The organism is Pseudomonas sp. PA-6-3C, assembly GCF_021605825.1.
Taxonomy (GTDB): domain Bacteria; phylum Pseudomonadota; class Gammaproteobacteria; order Pseudomonadales; family Pseudomonadaceae; genus Aquipseudomonas; species Aquipseudomonas edaphica.
The window spans coordinates 1-16,925 of record NZ_WKDV01000058.1 but is presented as its reverse complement, the minus strand read 5'-3'; the positions used below and the strand labels follow the sequence as shown (position 1 = coordinate 16,925).

Below are 16,925 nucleotides of genomic sequence, written 5' to 3'. Positions count from 1 at the left end.
CCTTGTTGTCGGGTGATCAGACCTTCTCTTATTGGTGGGGGGCGAGGATCAACCGCTCATCCTCTTTGAAAAAATGCTCATCGCAGTTATTGCCTGTGCCACTGCGATCAACCACCAGGAAGTCATCCCGCTTTTCGATCGTCAGCACCGGGTGGTGCCAGACGCCGCGATGGTAATTAATGCCCTGCCTGCCGTTGGTGACGAAGGCGCGGACCAAGCCCGATACAGGTTCATCGCCAAGTGGCGCGACCACGATCAGAAAGGGGTTGCCGAGCAGCGGGATGAAGGCCTGGCTGCCCAGCGGGTGTCTTTCCAGCATACACACGGTCAGCGGCATGTCCTGCGCATCGGCGCGGAAGATGCTGATGATTGCGTTGTCTTCAGGCTGGGCGGTTTCTACCGTGGCCAGCTTGTGAAAGCGCATGGTCGACCCGTTATTGATCATGAAGTGATCGCTGCCATCGGTTTCGATAACGTCTCCGAAAGGGGCGAAGGCTTCTTTGGTCAGGGGTTCGATCACTAGTGTGCGCATGGCTGTCTTCTTATCCGGATTCTGTGTTGTTTGTTCTATTGCTATCGCGGGCAAGCCCGGCTCCCACATTTTGATCTGTGAATACATTCAAATGTGGGAGCTGGCTTGCCTGCGATGGGCTCACCGCTTATTTAGCGACTTTACCGAGGACCCGCAGGCGGCTCACACCACCATCCGGGAACACGTTCAGGCGGATGTGGGTAATCGGCCCCAGTGCCTTGATCTGCTCGGCAAACGTGTGTTCAGCGTGCATTTCCAGTTTCTGCGCCGGCAGCAGCTCGCGCCAGAACAGCGATTGGGTTTCGATCTGGCTGTCGGTGCCGCCCTTCACGAACGCGCCCTGGATCGAGCAAGTGTCCGGGTAGTTGCCCTTGAAGTGCAGGGTGTCGACCACGATTTTCTCGATCTCGCCGGGGTGGCCCAGGGCGACGATCACCCAGTCATTGCCTGGCGTACGACGACGGGCGGTTTCCCAGCCGTCGCCCATGTTGATGCCACGGCCCGGGTTGAGGATGTTGCTCATGCGGCCGAAGTGTTCGTCGGAGCACGCCAGGGCGCGACCGCCGTTGAGGGCCGCTGCCAGGTCGACCTGTTCGTTGTCGCCCACCGAGGACCAGTCGCGGAACGGCACGCCGTACACACGCAGACGGGCCACACCGCCGTCCGGGTAGATGTTGAAACGCAGGTGGCTGAACGCCTGGTCGTTGTTGATCTCGTGGTAGTGGTGGCTGTTGCCTTGCAGCTCCACGGCCGACAGCACTTCCACCCACTGGGTGTTGGCGTCCGGCTCGCCCGAGGCCAGGAAGCAGGCTTCCAGGGAGGCCGATGGCGGGAAGTTGCCGGTGAAGAATGAAGTGTCGATGTCCACGCCCTTGATCGAGCCGGGTACGCCGAGGCGGATCACCGCGCTGTCGTAGCCTTCGAAGCGCTTGCGGCGTGACTCCCAGCCGTCCATCCACTTGCCGTTGTCATCGAAAACGCCCTCCTTCCACACGGCCGGGGTCGGCTGGAACAGGCGGTTGGCGTCAGCGAACCAGTCATCGGTCACCGAGATGATCTTGGTGCCCAGGCGGGCATCGGCCAGGTTGACGAACTTTTCGAAAGGTACGGCGTAAGCTTTCATTCTTCTTGTCTGCCTTAGATAGAGTGGCTGGGGATGGTCTGTTAGAGGGTCAGTAAACGGAACAACGCGATCTTGTTGATCTCGGCCAGCGCGCATTTGAACTCGGCGTCTGCCGAATTGTGAATGCGCGTTTCGAACGCAGCGAGGATCTGATGCCGGTTGCTGCCTTTTACCGCCATGATGAAGGGAAACTTGAACTTGGCCTTGTAGGCATCGTTCAGCTCGGTGAAGCGCGAGAACTCTTCGGCCGTGCATTGGTGAATCCCCGCGCCAGCTTGCTCATCGGTGCTGGCTTGGGTCAGTTGGCCCTGGACGGCAGCTTTGCCGGCCAGGTCCGGGTGAGCGTTGATCAGCGCCAGCTGGCTGGCATGATCGGCGCTTAACAGGATATCGCTCATGCGCTGGTGCAGGGTTTCGATCTGGTCGACCGAGCTGTCCTGGCCCAGGTCGAAGGCCTTTTCGGCCACCCATGGCGAGTGTTCGTAGATATCGGCGAAAGCGGCGACAAATTCATCGCGGCTCAGGGTCGATGGCTTCAGGGTCTGGAACGCAGTCATTTCGCCGCTCCCGTGTGCGGGTGGGTTTCGTGCCAGTGACGGGCGATGTCAACGCGACGGGTGAACCACACCTGTTCATGGCCTTTGGCGTATTCGATAAACCGTTTTAACGAAGCCAGGCGTGCAGGGCGGCCGATCAGGCGGCAGTGCAGGCCGATGGAAAGCATCTTCGGCGCCTCGGCCCCTTCGGCATACAACACGTCGAACGCGTCCTTGAGGTACTCGAAAAAGTCATCGCCCTTGTTGAAACCCTGCACCTGGGTGAAGCGCATGTCGTTGGTGTCCAGGGTATAAGGGATCACCAAATGCGGCTTGCCGGTCGGGTTGTTCGGCTCCCAGTAGGGCAGGTCGTCGTCATAGGTGTCGCAGTCGTACAGGAAACCGCCTTCCTCCATCACCAGCCGACGCGTATTGGGGCCAGTGCGGCCGGTGTACCAGCCCAGTGGGCGCTCGCCGGTGAGTTCGGTGAGGATGCGGATGGCTTCGAGCATGTGCTCGCGCTCCTGGGCCTCGTCCATGTACTGGTAGTCGATCCAGCGGTAGCCGTGGCTGCAGATCTCGTGGCCGGCGTCGACCATTGCGCGGATCACATCCGGGTGGCGCTGGGCGGCCATGGCGACGGCGAAGATGGTCAGCGGGATATCGAATTCTTTAAACAGCTTGAGGATGCGCCACACACCCGCACGGCTGCCGTACTCGTACAGCGACTCCATGCTCATGTTGCGGGCGCCTTGCAGCGGCTGGGCCGAGACCATTTCCGAGAGGAAGGCTTCGGACTCTTTATCACCGTGCAAAATGTTGCGCTCACCGCCTTCTTCGTAGTTGAGTACGAACGACAGCGCAATGCGTGCCTTGCCCGGCCAGTGGGGGTGAGGAGGGTTACTGCCGTAACCGATCAGGTCGCGTGGGTAGTCAGCGCTCACTGCAGTCTTCCTTCTTGTTCGTGATAGCAAGTGTGTGTGGCGGCCGGGCAGTGAAAAGACTGGGTGGCGTCACAGCGATGAGTGATTGTATACAACTTATCTGTCACTTTGTAAGCCTACATTTCTGCATTTTTTCTGTATCGCCGGGTTCAGATGCTGTAGCAAGAAACTTGCCTGACTGGTCAGTTAATGGACAAAAGGTCGTTTAAAAGCAAGGTTTACTTACGAATTGACTCATCGAGCAACACCGACGGGAAGATCCAAAGCTTTGTGATTTTTATTGTGTACAATTTTTTTAAAAAGTGTCTTAATCAGCCATCGCCGGCTTTTTCGATGCCCTGAAAAAGTGCAGGTTTCTCTTTTACTGACTTCAGGAGGCGCGAAGACGCCATGGGACGTTTGACCACACACGTTTTGGACGCCGCACACGGCTGCCCCGGCAGCAATATCAAGGTCGAGCTGTACCGCGTCGACGGCGCGCAGCTGGAACGGGTTGCCACTGCCACCACCAACAGCGACGGCCGTTGCGATGCGCCGCTGCTGCAAGGTGACGACTACCGCAGTGGTGTTTACCAACTGCAATTCAGCGCCGGCGACTACTACCGCGCCCGTGGTGTGCAATTGCCGGAACCGGCGTTTCTCGACGTCGTCGTGCTGCGTTTTGGCATCAGCGCCGAACAGGATCACTACCATGTGCCTTTACTGATTTCGCCTTACAGCTACTCCACCTATCGCGGTAGCTGAGTCGTCACCTCGCTTCACACCCCCAAAGCTCTTCGTTGGTTTTTTGCCCGCCCACACTGCGGGCTTTTTTTATTCTGAATGGCTCACGGGCCGCCCAAGTATGTAACGCACCTGGGGCGGTCGAGGTACCTAGGCTCGGCTTTTCTGTATGGAACAGTCCGCCATGAGTACCGACACCACCGCCTGGTTGGCCGCTGAGGCTGCTGCGGCGCAAACGCTTAATTTTGATGACCCGCAAACCTCGGACGCGCAGCGTGATGCGGCGATTCGCACACTCCTGACCCGACGGCTAAACGCGGTCACGCAGCCCAGTCTTGAAATCAATCGCCTGTACGAAGCCCAAGCCAGGGCCAGAGAGGCGGTAAAACTCTTAAAAGACTTGATTGGGCGTGCGCCGAGAGTCTTGGGCATTATCCGGGGCGCATTACGCAAGGCCTTTGCGCTGGACCCCGATACGCTGTTGTTCACCGAGTTCCGGCCGCCGCCTTTGCCCCAGAAGGTCTACAGCCTGACCGAAAAAGGCTTGGCACTTCTCATTGATCCGGATGTGCCGCTGGACATTAACCAGTTCACTACATTGCGTATCAAGGACGAACCGGCACGGACGTTGCCGTTTACCGCTTGGGATGCGTTGGTACGTGTGAAGGGGTTGGCGCTGCTCGGTCAGGTTGAGAAGGCTGAACGAGACTATTGGCAGCAACTGGCCTATGGCTCCTGGCTGACGCGCAAGCAGCGTTGGGTCCAGTTACGAAAATCCTTGTTCGCCGAGCATGCACTGCTGGCCCATCGCGTTTACCAGCTCTCGGACCGCGGCTATGCCATGGTCCGTAAAGTCATGGAGATCCCCGGCGCCGATGCGCGCCGTCGCGCCGCAGGTGAGTGGGCGAATATTCAAGTGAGCAGGGTGGCGTGGCCTGGCACAAATCGGGCACTGGTTCCTGTGCCGGGCGCTTTGCATATTTATCGTGAAGGCATCGCGGGGGACACGCCCCATGTGATTTATCTGCCGGGTCTGATTCGGGAGTTTTACGAGTTCAGTTCCTGGTATCGAATGCAATGTGATTTGCCTGCGCTGGTCAACGGCCCTTTGAGCCAGGTGCTATGGCAGTGTTTGCCACTGCGCCGTTGGCATGAGCTGTGTAACACACCCAGTGTTACGCCTCAGGCGTTTACCCTTCAGCTTATTGGTGTACACCAGGAAGACGTGTTGCTTGCCAGTGCGACCGAGCTGCTGGAGGCGCAGTGGGATAACGAGGTGGCCTGTGCATTGTCAATCAACCCTGCGGCTGTGGGCGTTCAAGGTGTGGGGCAATTCAACGCTCCTGAGATGAAACGCTTCCTCAAATTCATCGAAAAAGGCCGTCGCCGGCTGGCATGCAGCCTCCTGCTGGGAAACAGCCTGGACGCCTTGCCGGAGTGGGATCATCAGCGCCGCAGCGGTGAGATTGTGTGTGCAAGTTTGACGCCGGACCTCGCCCTCAAGACCCGTGAAGCGCAACTCAAACGTTACGAAAAAGGCTTGATGGCCCTGCTGGATCCGACGGATGTGGGCAAAAGCACAGCACCCTATCAAGACTTTTTGAACCTCGATCAGCGATGGCAGGAACAAGTGAGCACCGTGAGTCAATTGGCCCATGCCCCGCACGAGCGCATGTTTGAAAAGGCGTTCTGGCTTGAACAGCCTTTGGGCACGTCTAATCGCGGCTCATTGGTGGGGACTGCCCTGCGCCGGGCTTTGCTTCTGGAAGCCCAGATGCAGCAACAGTTGAACCTGATGCCTTCCGTGCATCTGGAGCGATTGAATACGGTATTGAGTGAGTCTTGGGTGCCTGGCGACAGTGCTGCTGATACCTGTGTATTGCAAGTAACGGTCGGCAGTGAGTCCGGCCAGTTGTACCCGCTGCTGGGGGCTCTGCTCGTGACCACCCACCAGGCCCTGGCTCACCCGAGTGGCCCACACTCAGTATTGTTATACGTGACGGGTCTGTATGGCGGGCTTGTGCCCTTTGACAACGTGAACGCGTTCGCCAAGGGGCTTCAAGCCAGCCTGAAAAGCCGCGATGGCTCCGTGTTGTGGCGCTGCATCGAGCGTGATCACCGTGTGGCTGCGCGGGGCTGGATCCAGGCGTTGCCCAAGGATGCGCCATTGGTAGTGAGTTATGAGGCCATCAAGCGCACGATGCTCAAAGACTTGTTCATTAAGCTAATGCAACGTTACGCGGCGTTGAACAAACGTGTGGGCAGGGGTGTTCGGTTGTTCAGTGAGGTGAGCGATCCGCAGTTGAGCCGAATGTTACTGGCCCAGGAGTTGTTCGAGTGCCTGCAAGTACCCGCCAATGATGCTCGCACACTGGCCTTGGCCAATATCAACCTGTTGCAGATGGCAGCCACTCAGGCGAAAAAACTCCCCTCGTGGTTGGGCATTGCCTCAACCGGTAGTCGAAGACACTACAAACGATTGTTACGCCGTTACCTGATGAATGCCTTTGCGGTGGAGAACAAACTGTGGCGGGATTTACCGGACTTGGAGTCATTCGCCCGTAATGGCTTGATTGCGCGATTGACTCGGGACGGGTTTTACCCGCGACTGGATATCGACAAACCCCTGATAGATTTGCCCGATGATGTCAGCTCCCAATTGTGTGGCTGGTCGAGTCAGTGCGCAGTGGGCGATCGCGATACAAAAAAGGTCGTCAGCTCGCAGCGCACCACTTTCAGCCTGCTGCAATTAGCGTTGCATAACCTTGACCCCAAGGCACCCTGGACCCGCTGGCGATTAAATCGCGCACGCTGGCTGGACCCCGCCTGGAAAGAGCGCTTGAGCGTGCGTTACCTGATCAACACCCTGTCATCGCTCGATCTTGGGGGCGAGTACGACAAGCGGATCCTCAAGGCATTTTATCCGCCGACGTCTACTCCGGCCACGTCTCCTGGGCTCACACAGGCTTTGGTCTATAGGGCTTTGCGACAACGCGCTCAGATGCAGCTGTATTCTGCGGTCCAGCAAGGTTTGAGTGATAAAGCGCAGCGTCTGTTTACCCTGGCGATGGCCGCTGGGTCGGCAAGTGACCTGAAAAAAGATGGGTTCGACGTAGAGTTGGCGGTTCTGCGCCTGATGGACGCAACCCCAGAACATGATCGGCACATTGCTGGCTTATTGTTCATTCATGACAGGTTATCAAAGCTCTGTGTGGTGTACTGGCCCATGGCTGCGGCAAGTCGGGTGATTGTCGCGTATGCCAGTTTGGGCGAAGCAGAAAGGGCGTTGAATCTTATCGGCGCACTTCCCGAAAACCAGAAGGCGTTGGCGCGCCAGGTGGCGCCAGGCTGGGAGGCGCAGGCGCTGGCCGGCTACCCCGGTCAAGACCTAGAGGTGCAACCCCGCAGGCCTCATTCGCTTGAGCCGGGTCAACCCGGTCTATATCGTTTTGTTGCCATGCTTGTGGAGTTTTTTTTGGCCCCGCACAAAAAACCGGCGGTGGACAATGAAAGCATCGAGGCATTGATCAAGGAGCAAATCGAGTCGCAGCCTGAACATTGGTTAGCGGCTGCGCCCACCACCTGTGGCAATGCCATGGCGTTGTTGGCCCACGCTAAGGTGTTCGATCTGCAACGGCGTACCCAAGCCCAATCCCAGTCTTCCCAGGCGCTGGAGCAATACCGCGAGCAGCGTTTGGGGGAGCAGCACGACGCGACGATTCGCGGGCTGCTGGGCTTTGTCCCGGTACTGGGTGTTGGCATCAGCCTGTATGAAATGCTGCTTGCAGCGCGGCGCTATCATTACAGCGGGTCTGCCCATGATGCTGTGGATGTGGCGTTCTTGACGATGCTTGCGTTCTTCGACGTGCTGACATCCTTTGGCCCTTCCGCGAAAGGCGCGCGCGTGTCGCGTGTCGCTTTAGGCCGCTTGCATCGCCATCAAGGGGTCACGCTCGGTACCCGCGCAGGCCTGAAACCGTCACCGATCAAGCCACGTCACCTGCTGGAACACTTCCAGTCCCCTGATGGACTGGATGGGGCCATTGAGTTGGCGGGGCCGGGCGCTAAAGGGCGGTACGCGAAAGATGGCCGGCAGTTTATTCGTGAGGGTAAAGATATTTACCCGGTATATCAGCGTGAGAACGAATGGGGACTGCGACTGAAAAAGAGCCAGGGAGAAGGGCAAGATGAACTGATTTTACACATCGAGCAGCCCCACGAATGGCAGTTAGGGGCCGATGCACCGGTGCCCGGGCCGAGTTCAGGCGTATGGCAACCTTGGGCACCCACCAGAAGCGCAGCGGATTGGTCACCGCCTTCGCGTACGGGCCTGGAAGCGAACTTGCGCGCGTTGCCTGTGCCCACCAGTTCCTGGCAGGCGTGGGGTTTTCGGCGCAGTGACTCACTGATCGAAGTACCGCCCCTGGGCCGCAGTATATACCGGGTGGCAGCAACGCCGGGTGCGGCGGCCTTTGATCTCTTGCGACTAGGGCCTGATTACTATCGGTTGTTGCCCCAGGGTACAAACGCGTCGTCTTCGAGCATCGTCTTTATAATGAGAAACCAGGATGTTTCGTTCAGGGCATCCGTGGATATAGAGCGCTGGCTGGGCGTGGCTGCTGCTGAGCAGCCGATACCGGCGACCCTGGGTGCCAATGGGCTGTGGACGCCCCATCAAGTGCTGTTTAATGAACGTCTGGACGTCACGGTGGGGCGGGCGTTTCCTGCTATGACCCCGGGCAGCAGGCGGTTTGTCGCCGACCGGCTCACTGAGTTGGCGGACACCGGCCCCAGGGTGACGGCCACGCACTTACTCAATATCAGGGCGACACTCGACCGTTGGACGGCCCCGGGAAACCCGGACCGCCTGCCCGATCTGCTGAGAATGCTACGGCCTGCGGGCGAGCCGGGTGCCCTCACCATTAACATAGGGATCGATGGGGTAGCGCCGGGAGGCACGCGGCTGGATTTCACGCCGCCCTTACACCTTGATCCCTCGTTGCTCAGGCGCAGCCGCGGCAACGGCGTACTTCGTTCGCGAGCTGTTCACACAGCTGTCAGGCAGATACTCGAAAGATATGGATTCACCGTCAGGAGCATTCCAAGGCGGCATGGCGGGGCCAGTACGAGGGACTTTTACTGCACCCATCCGCATTCGAGTTCGGTTTACTTTGTGCTGAATAATTGGGTCGATAATCGCAACGTCAGCCTGCGTTCCAGGGTGGCCCCGCAGCTCTCCGAGGCTTGGTTTCGCGAGCGTATCGGTTCGCAGTCGCCATTCTCGGCGGAGTTTGCCGCCATTGATCAAGCCATGACACAAAACCGTCTGGTTCGGATCGTTGCAGGCATTCAGTGGCAAGTTCGTTATGGAGAGCCCGCCAGTGTGTATTTTGCCAAAGTCGCGCCGTTTAACCCTTGAGCAGCGCTGCGGTTGCCGCCCCGCCAAATAGCGTGGCACTGACGCGATTGAACCAGCTCTGGCCCGCGCCGCTGCGCAGGTAACGCGCGGCACCGTGGGCGCCGAGGCCGTAAGCCAGCTTGCAGAGCAAGTCGAGTACGGTCCAGGTCGCGATCATGATCAGCAGTTGCGGCAGAAACGGCTGTTGGCTGCTGAGAAACTGCGGCAGGAAGGCGGCGAAGAACAGGATGTCCTTGGGGTTACTGGCACCCAGCACAAAGGCCCGGCCAAACAGCGCGCGAAAACGCGGCACCGCCGGTGTCTGTGGCACTTGCGCGCCATGGGTCGGCAGCCGCGATTGCTGCCAGCTCTGCCAGGCCAGATAGAACAGGTACAGCGCGCCGATGATTTTCAAGGCGCTGAACAACTGCTCGGAGGCCAGCAACAATGCGCCCAGGCCCAGAGCCGAGGCGCTCAACAGGCAGATCGAGGCAAACACCCCGCCCAGGAACGCCGGGTACGAACGGCGCAGGCCGTAGTTGAGGCTGTTGCTGATCATCAACAGCGACAACGGCCCGGGGATCAGGATCACCACCAGTGCCGCACCACTGAACAACAGCCAGGTATCCAGGTTCATCTACATTTCTCCCTCTATGCAAAAGCCCCACCCGAAGGTGAGGCGGTTTTTCAGCCGTTCCCGAACTACAGGAAGATGAACTTGGCGATAAAGATCGCGCACAGCACCCACAGGCTGACAGAAATCTCACGGTACTTGCCGGTGCCTGCCTTGAGCGCCACGTAAGTGATAAAGCCCAAGGCAATCCCGTCGGCGACCGAGAAGGTCAACGGCATCATGATCGCGGTGACAATCGCCGGAATGCTGTCGGTGGCCTCATCCCAGTTGATATGGGCCATGCTCGCCATCATCAGCATCGCCACGTAAATCAGCGCACCGGCGGTGGCATACGCCGGAATCATCTCCGCCAGTGGCGCAAAAAACATCGCGGCCACAAACAGGATGCCCACGGTCACGGCGGTCAGCCCGGTGCGACCACCTGCGGCCACACCGGCAGCGCTTTCCACATAGCTGGTCACCGGCGGCACACCGACCATGGCGCCAAACACGCTGGAGGCACTGTCGGCTTTAAGCGCGCGGGACAGGTTATCGATCTTGCCGTCGGCGTTGACCAGTCCGGCCCGTTGCGCGACGCCCATCAGTGTACCTGCGGTGTCGAACATGTGTACAAAAAGAAAAGCAAATACCACGCTTATCATGCTTACATTGAATACACCTTTTATGTCCATGGCCATCCATGTCGGCGCCAGGCTCGGTGGGGTTGAGAGAATGCCGTTGTAGTGCACCAGGCCCAGGCCCCAACCGGCGAGGGTCACGGCGATGATGCTGATCAGGATCGCGCCGAATACCCGGTGATAGCTGAGGATCGCAATCAACAGGAAGCACACGGCCGCCAGCAATGGCGCAGGCTCGTGCAGCGAACCGAGCTTGATCAAGGTGGCCGGGCTGTCGACGATAATGCCGGCGGTCTTCAGGCCGATCACCCCAAGGAACAAACCGACGCCTGCGCCCATGGCATGACGCAAGCTCACAGGGATGCTGTTGAGCAGCCATTCACGCACGCGCGACAGTGTCAGGCCCATGAACAGCACGCCGGAAATAAACACTGCGCCCAGCGCGGTTTCCCAGTGGTAGCCCATGGTGCCGACCACGGTGTAGGTGAAAAACGCATTCAGGCCCATACCCGGTGCCAAACCTACCGGCCAGTTGGCGTACAGCCCCATCAGCAGGCAGCCCAGCGCGGCGGCGATGCAGGTGGCGACGAACGCCGCACCGTGATCGATACCGGCGTCGGCCATGATGTTGGGGTTGACGAAGATGATATAGGCCATGGTGATAAAGGTGGTGAGGCCGGCAATCAGTTCGGTTCTCACTGTGGTGCCATGCAAGCGCAGTTTGAACAGGCGTTCCAGCCAGCCGCCTTGCGGTGGGGCGAGGTCCAGCGTAGGGGCTTCGGTTTTTTGGCTATCCACAGCAAGTACTCCTCAAGAGTTTTATTGTTATTTCCAGCGCCGGTCACAGAGGTGGGCAGCAGCGCTTTGAGGTACTGGCGGGTTTTGTTGACCAATAGGTCAGGAACTCGCACGAAGCGAATTATGCTTTTGTATACAAATAAAGCAAATAATGTTTTCTATTTTGTTTGCGAAAGGGGATGAAAGGCTGATGCCGGCGCGATTTATCGGGTTGCGCAGGGCAAAGTTGTTGTGGCGAGCAGGCTTGCCCTGCGTTGGGCTGCGTAGCGGCCCCCAAACCTGCCAATGGATTCTCGCTGAAGCCCCGCGATGACTGTCTCAGGGCCGCTTCGCGTCCCAACGCAGGGCAAGCCTGCTCGCCACAACAAGCTCGCTCGGCATAGGGTTAAAGTTGGCCGGCGAGGGCCTGGTTCACGGCTAGCCAGCCTGCCACGGCGTCTTCACCGGCTTCACTGAACGCACGCTGCAACAGCTTCACCTGCTCGCGGCGTAGTGACTGCTCAAAACGTTGGCCTTCTTCAGTCAGTTCCAACAGGCGTTTGCGCTTGTCGGCCTCGGAGGCAACGCTGTCGACCAAGTGCATTTCCTGCAATTGGCGCAATGGCATGTTCAGCGCCTGCTTGCTCACCCCAAGCAACTCCAGCAGCTGCTTCACGCTCAAGGCGGGGTAACGCGCGATAAAAAATACGATGCGCTGATGCACGCGGCTCAGGCCGCGGCGCTCGAGCATTTCGTCGGCCTTGGCGGTAAAAGCCTGGTAGCCGAAGAAAAAGGCTTCCATGGCTTGTTGTTGGCTGCCCTGGTTTTTAAGGTCAAGCATATTGACGTATCCACGCGAGTCGTCGTAATTTCGGTCAACCAGTTTGACGTATTTGCCCCCGACTTCGCTACCGGTGACCCTATGGCCTTCTCTGAACGTGTTACGCGCCTCAAAAGCTCCTTGATCCGTGAAATTCTTGCGGCGGCCCAGCGCCCGCAAGTGATGTCGTTCGCCGGTGGCCTGCCCGCCGAAGCCATGTTGCCGGTACTGAATTGGGATGAACTGCCACTGAACATCGGCCAATACGGTATGAGCGAAGGCGAGCCGCAATTGCGTGAACTGCTCGCCGCCGAGGCCCGCGCCTTGGGCTTACCGTGCCAGGCCAGTCAGGTGCTGGTGGTCAGCGGCTCCCAGCAAACCCTCGACCTGGCGGCCAAGCTGTACATCGACAAGGGCACTGAAGTCTTGCTGGAAGGCCCGACCTACCTGGCCGCCTTGCAGATTTTCCAACTGTTCGGCGCCGATTGCCTCACCGTGCAACTGGAGGCCGACGGCCCGAACCTGGCTGCCCTGCGCGCCAGCCTCGAACGCCATCACCCGGCGTTCATCTACCTCATCCCGACCTTCCAGAACCCCTCGGCCGTGCGCTACAGCGAGGCCAAGCGCGCAGCCGTGGCCGCCTTGCTCGATGAATTCGGCGTAACCCTGATCGAAGACGAGCCCTACCGCGAGCTGACATTCGACGGCGCCAGTGCGCAGCCCATCGCCGGGCGGTTGAAAAAAGCCAGCTGGATCTACACCGGCACTGTATCCAAGACCCTGTTGCCGGGGTTGCGCGTCGGTTACCTGATCGCCAGCGAGGATTTGTTCCCGCACCTGCTCAAGCTCAAGCAATCGGCCGACCTGCACACCAACCGCATCGGCCAGTGGCAAGCGATGCAGTGGATCGGCACGCAAAAATACCAGCAACACCTGGCGCAGTTACGCGACTTTTACCGCGAGCGTCGCGATGCCTTTCAGTCGGCTCTGGAGCGCCACTTTGGCGACCTGGCCGACTGGCAAGTGCCTCAAGGTGGATTATTCTTCTGGCTGACCTTGAAACAACCCCTCGACACCCGCACCTTGTTGGCGCAAGCATTGGATCAGGACGTGGCGTTCATGCCCGGTGAACCGTTCTTTTCCGAGCCCGATCAACACTTGGGTTCGTTGCGCCTCAATTTCAGCCATATCGACCCGGCCCGTCTGGACGAAGGTCTCAAGCGCCTGGCCGCGGTGGTCCGTCAAGCACAGCACGCGCAAGCGGCATAAGGGGAGCCCCATGTACAAGGTTTATGGCGATTACAAGTCGGGCAACTGCTACAAGGTCAAATTGATGCTCAACCTGCTGGGCATCCCGTACCAATGGATCGATATCGACATCCTCAAGGGCGACACCCAGACTGCCGAGTTCCTGGCCAAGAACCCCAATGGCAAGATCCCGGTGCTGGAACTTGAAGACGGCACTTGCCTGTGGGAGTCCAACGCGATTCTCAACTTCCTGGCCGATGGCAGCGAATTTTTGCCGTCCGAGCCACGCCTGCGCACGCAAGTGTTGCAGTGGCAGTTTTTCGAGCAGTACAGCCACGAACCGTATATTGCGGTGGCGCGGTTTATCCAGTTTTACCTGGGCTTGCCCGCAGACCGTCTTGAGGAATACAAGAAGCTGCACAAAGGTGGCTACAAGGCCCTCAAGGTCATGGAGCGCCAACTGCAACTGACCCCGTATCTGGTGGGCGATCAATTCTCCATCGCCGATGTGGCGTTGTATGCCTATACCCATGTGGCCGAGGAGGGTGGGTTTGAGCTGGACGCTTATCCGGGTGTGCAGGCGTGGCTGGCGCGGGTGGCGAGCCATCCAAAACATGTAGCGATGCTTGATTGAGTTCACGCGGTCAAAAATGTGGGAGCTGGCTTGCCTGCGATAGCATCAACTCGGGGTAATAGATAAACCCAGGTGTCTGCATCGCAGGCAAGCCAGCTCCCACACAAGCCATATCCCACATTGATAGTGTCCAGTTTCAGTTCGATGTTGTGCCAGACAGCTCATCACTCAGCAGCTCAAAGCAACGCTGCGCCGCCGGGCTGAGGCCCATCCCGCTGCGACTGATCAACCCGATCTCGCGGTTCACGCCGGGATGGTCAATATTGATGCGCTTCAACCCCTCCAGGCTGTCCGCCGCCGACTCCGGCAACACGCTGATGCCCAGCCCCTGGCGCACCAACGCCAGTACCGTCGACATGTAGTTGGCTTCCATGCCGGCATTCATTGTCAGCCGTGTCTGATCAAACAACGCGTCCACCTGCTCACGCACACTGCTGTCGCGCCCGGTGAGGATGATCGGCTGGTCCGCCAATTGCTCCAAGGTCAGTTGGCGATGGTGGGCGAGGGGATGGCCCAGTGGCACAAACGCACACAACCGATCATTGAGCACCGGCAAAAATTCCAGGCCGTGGCTCAGCCGGGCACGCACGCCGATGCCAAAGTCCACCACGCCTTCGCGCACCTGTGCATGAATGCGATGAGCTACCAGGTCATGCAAACGTACTTCGATGCCGGCAAAGCGTTCGCGAAACAGGCGCAAGGCCGGCGGCAGGGCGCCGGCGCACACCGAGGGCAGTGCGGCGATGGTGACCACGCCGCGGCGCAGGGCGGCGAGGTCGCGCGAGCCAGTGACGATGTTGTCCAGGTCCAGCAACAGTTTTTCCATGGGGCCGCGCGCGTCTTCGCCTGCGGCGGTGATGCTTACGTGGCGCGGGCTGCGATCGAGCAGCGCGACGCCGAGCCAGTCTTCGAGTTGTTGCACCTGTACCGTCAGGGCTGAGGGCGACAAGTGCAACTCATTGGCGGCCTTGGTGAAACTGCCGGTGCGGGCTACGGCGAGAAAGGCTTGTATATGTTGGATGCTGTTCTTCATTTTGTTTTTCCGAACGTGCCAGGCCGAATATTCCAATTTACAAAGACTAACCCGCTTCCAATACTCCAGGGAAAACAATAACCGGCCACCAAGGCCGCTCTGGAGTAACCCATGCTCGCAACCCTGGGTGTCATCACCATCCTGTGCCTGCTCGCTGCCGTCATGAGCAAACGCCTGTCGCCACTGGTGGCGCTGATCGCCTTGCCGATCATCGCCGCACTGCTCGGCGGTTTCGGCCTGCAAACCAGCGCCTTTATCATTACCGGAATCAAGAACGTCGCCCCAGTGGTGGGCATGTTTGTGTTCGCGATTCTGTTTTTCGGGATCATGACCGACGCCGGTATGCTCGACCCGATCATTGATCGCATCCTGCGCACGGTCGGCACGCGTCCTACACGGATTGTGGTCGGCACCGCGACCCTCGCGCTGCTGGTGCACCTGGACGGCTCCGGGGCGGTGACGTTTCTGGTGACGGTGCCGGCGATGCTGCCGCTGTATACGCGGTTGGGCATCGACAAGCGCATCCTTGCGTGTGTCTGTGCCATGGCCGCCGGGGTCAATTTCCTGCCGTGGACCGGCCCGGTGCTGCGCTCGTCGGCGGCCTTGCATGTGCCGGTGGCCGACCTGTTCCAGCCGCTGATCCCGGTGCAGATCGTCGGCCTGGTCTTCGTGTTTGCCTGCGCCTGGTGGCTGGGCCGTCGTGAAGAAAAACGTCTGGGCCTGGGCGCCGGTTCCTCGGTGGAGGCGGTACCGCAACGGGTGCTCAGCGACGAGGACATCAAGCTACGGCGCCCACGGCTGTTCTGGGTCAACCTGTTGCTGACCGTGCTGGTAATGGTGGTGATGATTGCCGGCTGGGTCGACCCGGTGGTGATGTTTATGCTCGGCACCGTGGTGGCGCTGTGCATCAACTACCCGAATGTGGATGCCCAACGGGCGCGCATTGATGCCCATGCGAAAACCGCCCTGACCATGGCCAGTATCCTGCTCGCCGCTGGCGTGTTCACCGGCATCATGCAAGGCACTGGCATGCTCAAGGCGATTGCCGAGGTGGCGGTCGCACAGATTCCCGCCGGCCACGGCAAGTTGATCCCGGCGGTGGTGGGCTTTATTTCCATGCCGTTGAGCATGTTGTTTGACCCCGATTCCTACTATTTCGGCGTGATGCCGGTGATCGCCGAGGTCGGCAAAGCCCTGGGCGTCGACCCGCTGCAAGTGGCCCAGGCCTCGTTGCTGGGCGTACACACCACCGGTTTCCCGGTCAGCCCGCTGACGCCTGCGACCTTCCTGCTGGTGGGCCTGTGCAAGATCGAACTGGCCGATCACCAGCGCTTCACTATTCCGTTTCTGTTTGCTGCGTCGGTGTTGATGACCCTGACCGCATTGCTCCTGGGAGTGATTTGAGATGAAAACCTTGCGCATCGGTTCCGGCGCCGGCTACTCCGGCGACCGTATCGAGCCTGCCGTGGAACTGGCCGAACAGGGCGACCTGGATTACCTGGTGTTCGAATGCCTGGCCGAACGCACCATTGCCCTGGCGCAACAGGCGCGTATCAGCGACCCGCCGGGCGGTTACGACCCACTGCTGAGCGAGCGTATGCGCCGGGTGTTGCCATTTGTTGGCTTGAAGGGCCACCGTCGCCTGCGGGTAATTACCAATATGGGCGCGGCCAACCCCGTGGCGGCGGCCGTTGAAGTGCGGCGGGTTGCCAACGAACTGGGCCTGAACCTCAAGGTCGTGGCGGTGGTGGGTGATGACGTGTTGGAGGTTTTACAGCCCGGTTTTTGGCTGGATAACGGCCAGACCGTTGGCTCTTTGGGCGAGCGGCTGATATCCGCTAACGCCTACCTGGGCGTCGACGGCATCCTCGAAGCCTTGCGCGCCGATGCCGATGTGGTGATCACC

At 59.4% G+C, this 16,925-nt stretch carries 14 protein-coding genes; 6 read left to right on the top strand and 8 right to left on the bottom strand.

Translation table 11 applies throughout. The features are described from left to right. Positions 1-28: 28 nt before the first annotated feature. The 4 genes from GIW48_RS27125 to puuE form a co-directional block, all read right to left on the bottom strand. Positions 29-532: an ureidoglycolate lyase gene (locus GIW48_RS27125; RefSeq protein WP_056861103.1), complete on the bottom strand. Its 504-nt coding sequence runs from the start codon at positions 530-532 to the stop codon at positions 29-31. A gap of 127 nt (positions 533-659) precedes the next feature. Next, the gene (gene alc, locus GIW48_RS27120; protein ID WP_017137848.1) at positions 660-1,655 is read right to left on the bottom strand and encodes an allantoicase; all 996 of its coding nucleotides are present in this window, start codon (positions 1,653-1,655) and stop codon (positions 660-662) included. A 41-nt stretch (positions 1,656-1,696) separates the two neighbouring features. Next, positions 1,697-2,212: a 2-oxo-4-hydroxy-4-carboxy-5-ureidoimidazoline decarboxylase gene (gene uraD, locus GIW48_RS27115; RefSeq protein WP_017137847.1), complete on the bottom strand. Its 516-nt coding sequence runs from the start codon at positions 2,210-2,212 to the stop codon at positions 1,697-1,699. Next, positions 2,209-3,135, bottom strand: a complete 927-nt coding sequence (puuE, locus tag GIW48_RS27110; protein WP_099548911.1) for an allantoinase PuuE — start codon at positions 3,133-3,135, stop codon at positions 2,209-2,211. The genes uraD and puuE overlap by 4 nt, the downstream gene beginning before the upstream one ends. A gap of 390 nt (positions 3,136-3,525) precedes the next feature. Here puuE and uraH point away from each other — a divergent pair, with 390 nt between their 5' ends. Both uraH and GIW48_RS27100 read left to right on the top strand, forming a co-directional pair. Continuing rightward, positions 3,526-3,879 (top strand): hydroxyisourate hydrolase, encoded by a 354-nt coding sequence (gene uraH, locus GIW48_RS27105; RefSeq protein WP_017137845.1) that lies wholly within the window; start codon positions 3,526-3,528, stop codon positions 3,877-3,879. A 163-nt stretch (positions 3,880-4,042) separates the two neighbouring features. After that, complete coding sequence (locus tag GIW48_RS27100; protein ID WP_236461780.1) at positions 4,043-9,277, top strand: dermonecrotic toxin domain-containing protein; 5,235 nt, start codon at positions 4,043-4,045, stop codon at positions 9,275-9,277. Here the strand turns inward: GIW48_RS27100 and GIW48_RS27095 are convergent. From GIW48_RS27095 to GIW48_RS27085, 3 genes are all read right to left on the bottom strand, one after another. Further along, the gene (locus tag GIW48_RS27095; RefSeq protein WP_017137843.1) at positions 9,267-9,893 is read right to left on the bottom strand and encodes a LysE family translocator; all 627 of its coding nucleotides are present in this window, start codon (positions 9,891-9,893) and stop codon (positions 9,267-9,269) included. The two genes, GIW48_RS27100 and GIW48_RS27095, sit on opposite strands and share 11 nt — an antisense overlap. Before the next feature lie 65 nt (positions 9,894-9,958). Continuing rightward, positions 9,959-11,305 (bottom strand): NCS2 family permease, encoded by a 1,347-nt coding sequence (locus tag GIW48_RS27090; RefSeq protein ID WP_236472954.1) that lies wholly within the window; start codon positions 11,303-11,305, stop codon positions 9,959-9,961. A gap of 385 nt (positions 11,306-11,690) precedes the next feature. Next, complete coding sequence (locus GIW48_RS27085) at positions 11,691-12,125, bottom strand: MarR family winged helix-turn-helix transcriptional regulator (RefSeq protein ID WP_170037784.1); 435 nt, start codon at positions 12,123-12,125, stop codon at positions 11,691-11,693. A gap of 81 nt (positions 12,126-12,206) precedes the next feature. Here GIW48_RS27085 and GIW48_RS27080 point away from each other — a divergent pair, with 81 nt between their 5' ends. Beyond that, entirely contained in the window at positions 12,207-13,373 is a 1,167-nt protein-coding gene (locus GIW48_RS27080; protein ID WP_099548915.1) for an aminotransferase-like domain-containing protein, read from the top strand. Between the two features lie 10 nt (positions 13,374-13,383). Further along, on the top strand, positions 13,384-13,986 hold the full coding sequence (locus tag GIW48_RS27075) for a glutathione S-transferase family protein (RefSeq protein WP_170037786.1): 603 nt from the start codon (positions 13,384-13,386) through the stop codon (positions 13,984-13,986). A 136-nt stretch (positions 13,987-14,122) separates the two neighbouring features. Here GIW48_RS27075 and GIW48_RS27070 read toward each other — a convergent pair whose 3' ends face one another. Further along, positions 14,123-15,019: a LysR family transcriptional regulator gene (locus GIW48_RS27070; protein ID WP_099548916.1), complete on the bottom strand. Its 897-nt coding sequence runs from the start codon at positions 15,017-15,019 to the stop codon at positions 14,123-14,125. Positions 15,020-15,130: 111 nt separating this feature from the next. Between GIW48_RS27070 and GIW48_RS27065 the strand changes: the two genes are divergently transcribed. Both GIW48_RS27065 and GIW48_RS27060 read left to right on the top strand, forming a co-directional pair. Further along, positions 15,131-16,423, top strand: coding sequence for a CitMHS family transporter (locus GIW48_RS27065; RefSeq protein WP_099548917.1), 1,293 nt, complete (start codon positions 15,131-15,133; stop codon positions 16,421-16,423). A 1-nt stretch (position 16,424) separates the two neighbouring features. Further along, a partial coding sequence (locus GIW48_RS27060) for an acyclic terpene utilization AtuA family protein (RefSeq protein WP_236490687.1) occupies positions 16,425-16,925 on the top strand: 501 nt, incomplete at its 3' end.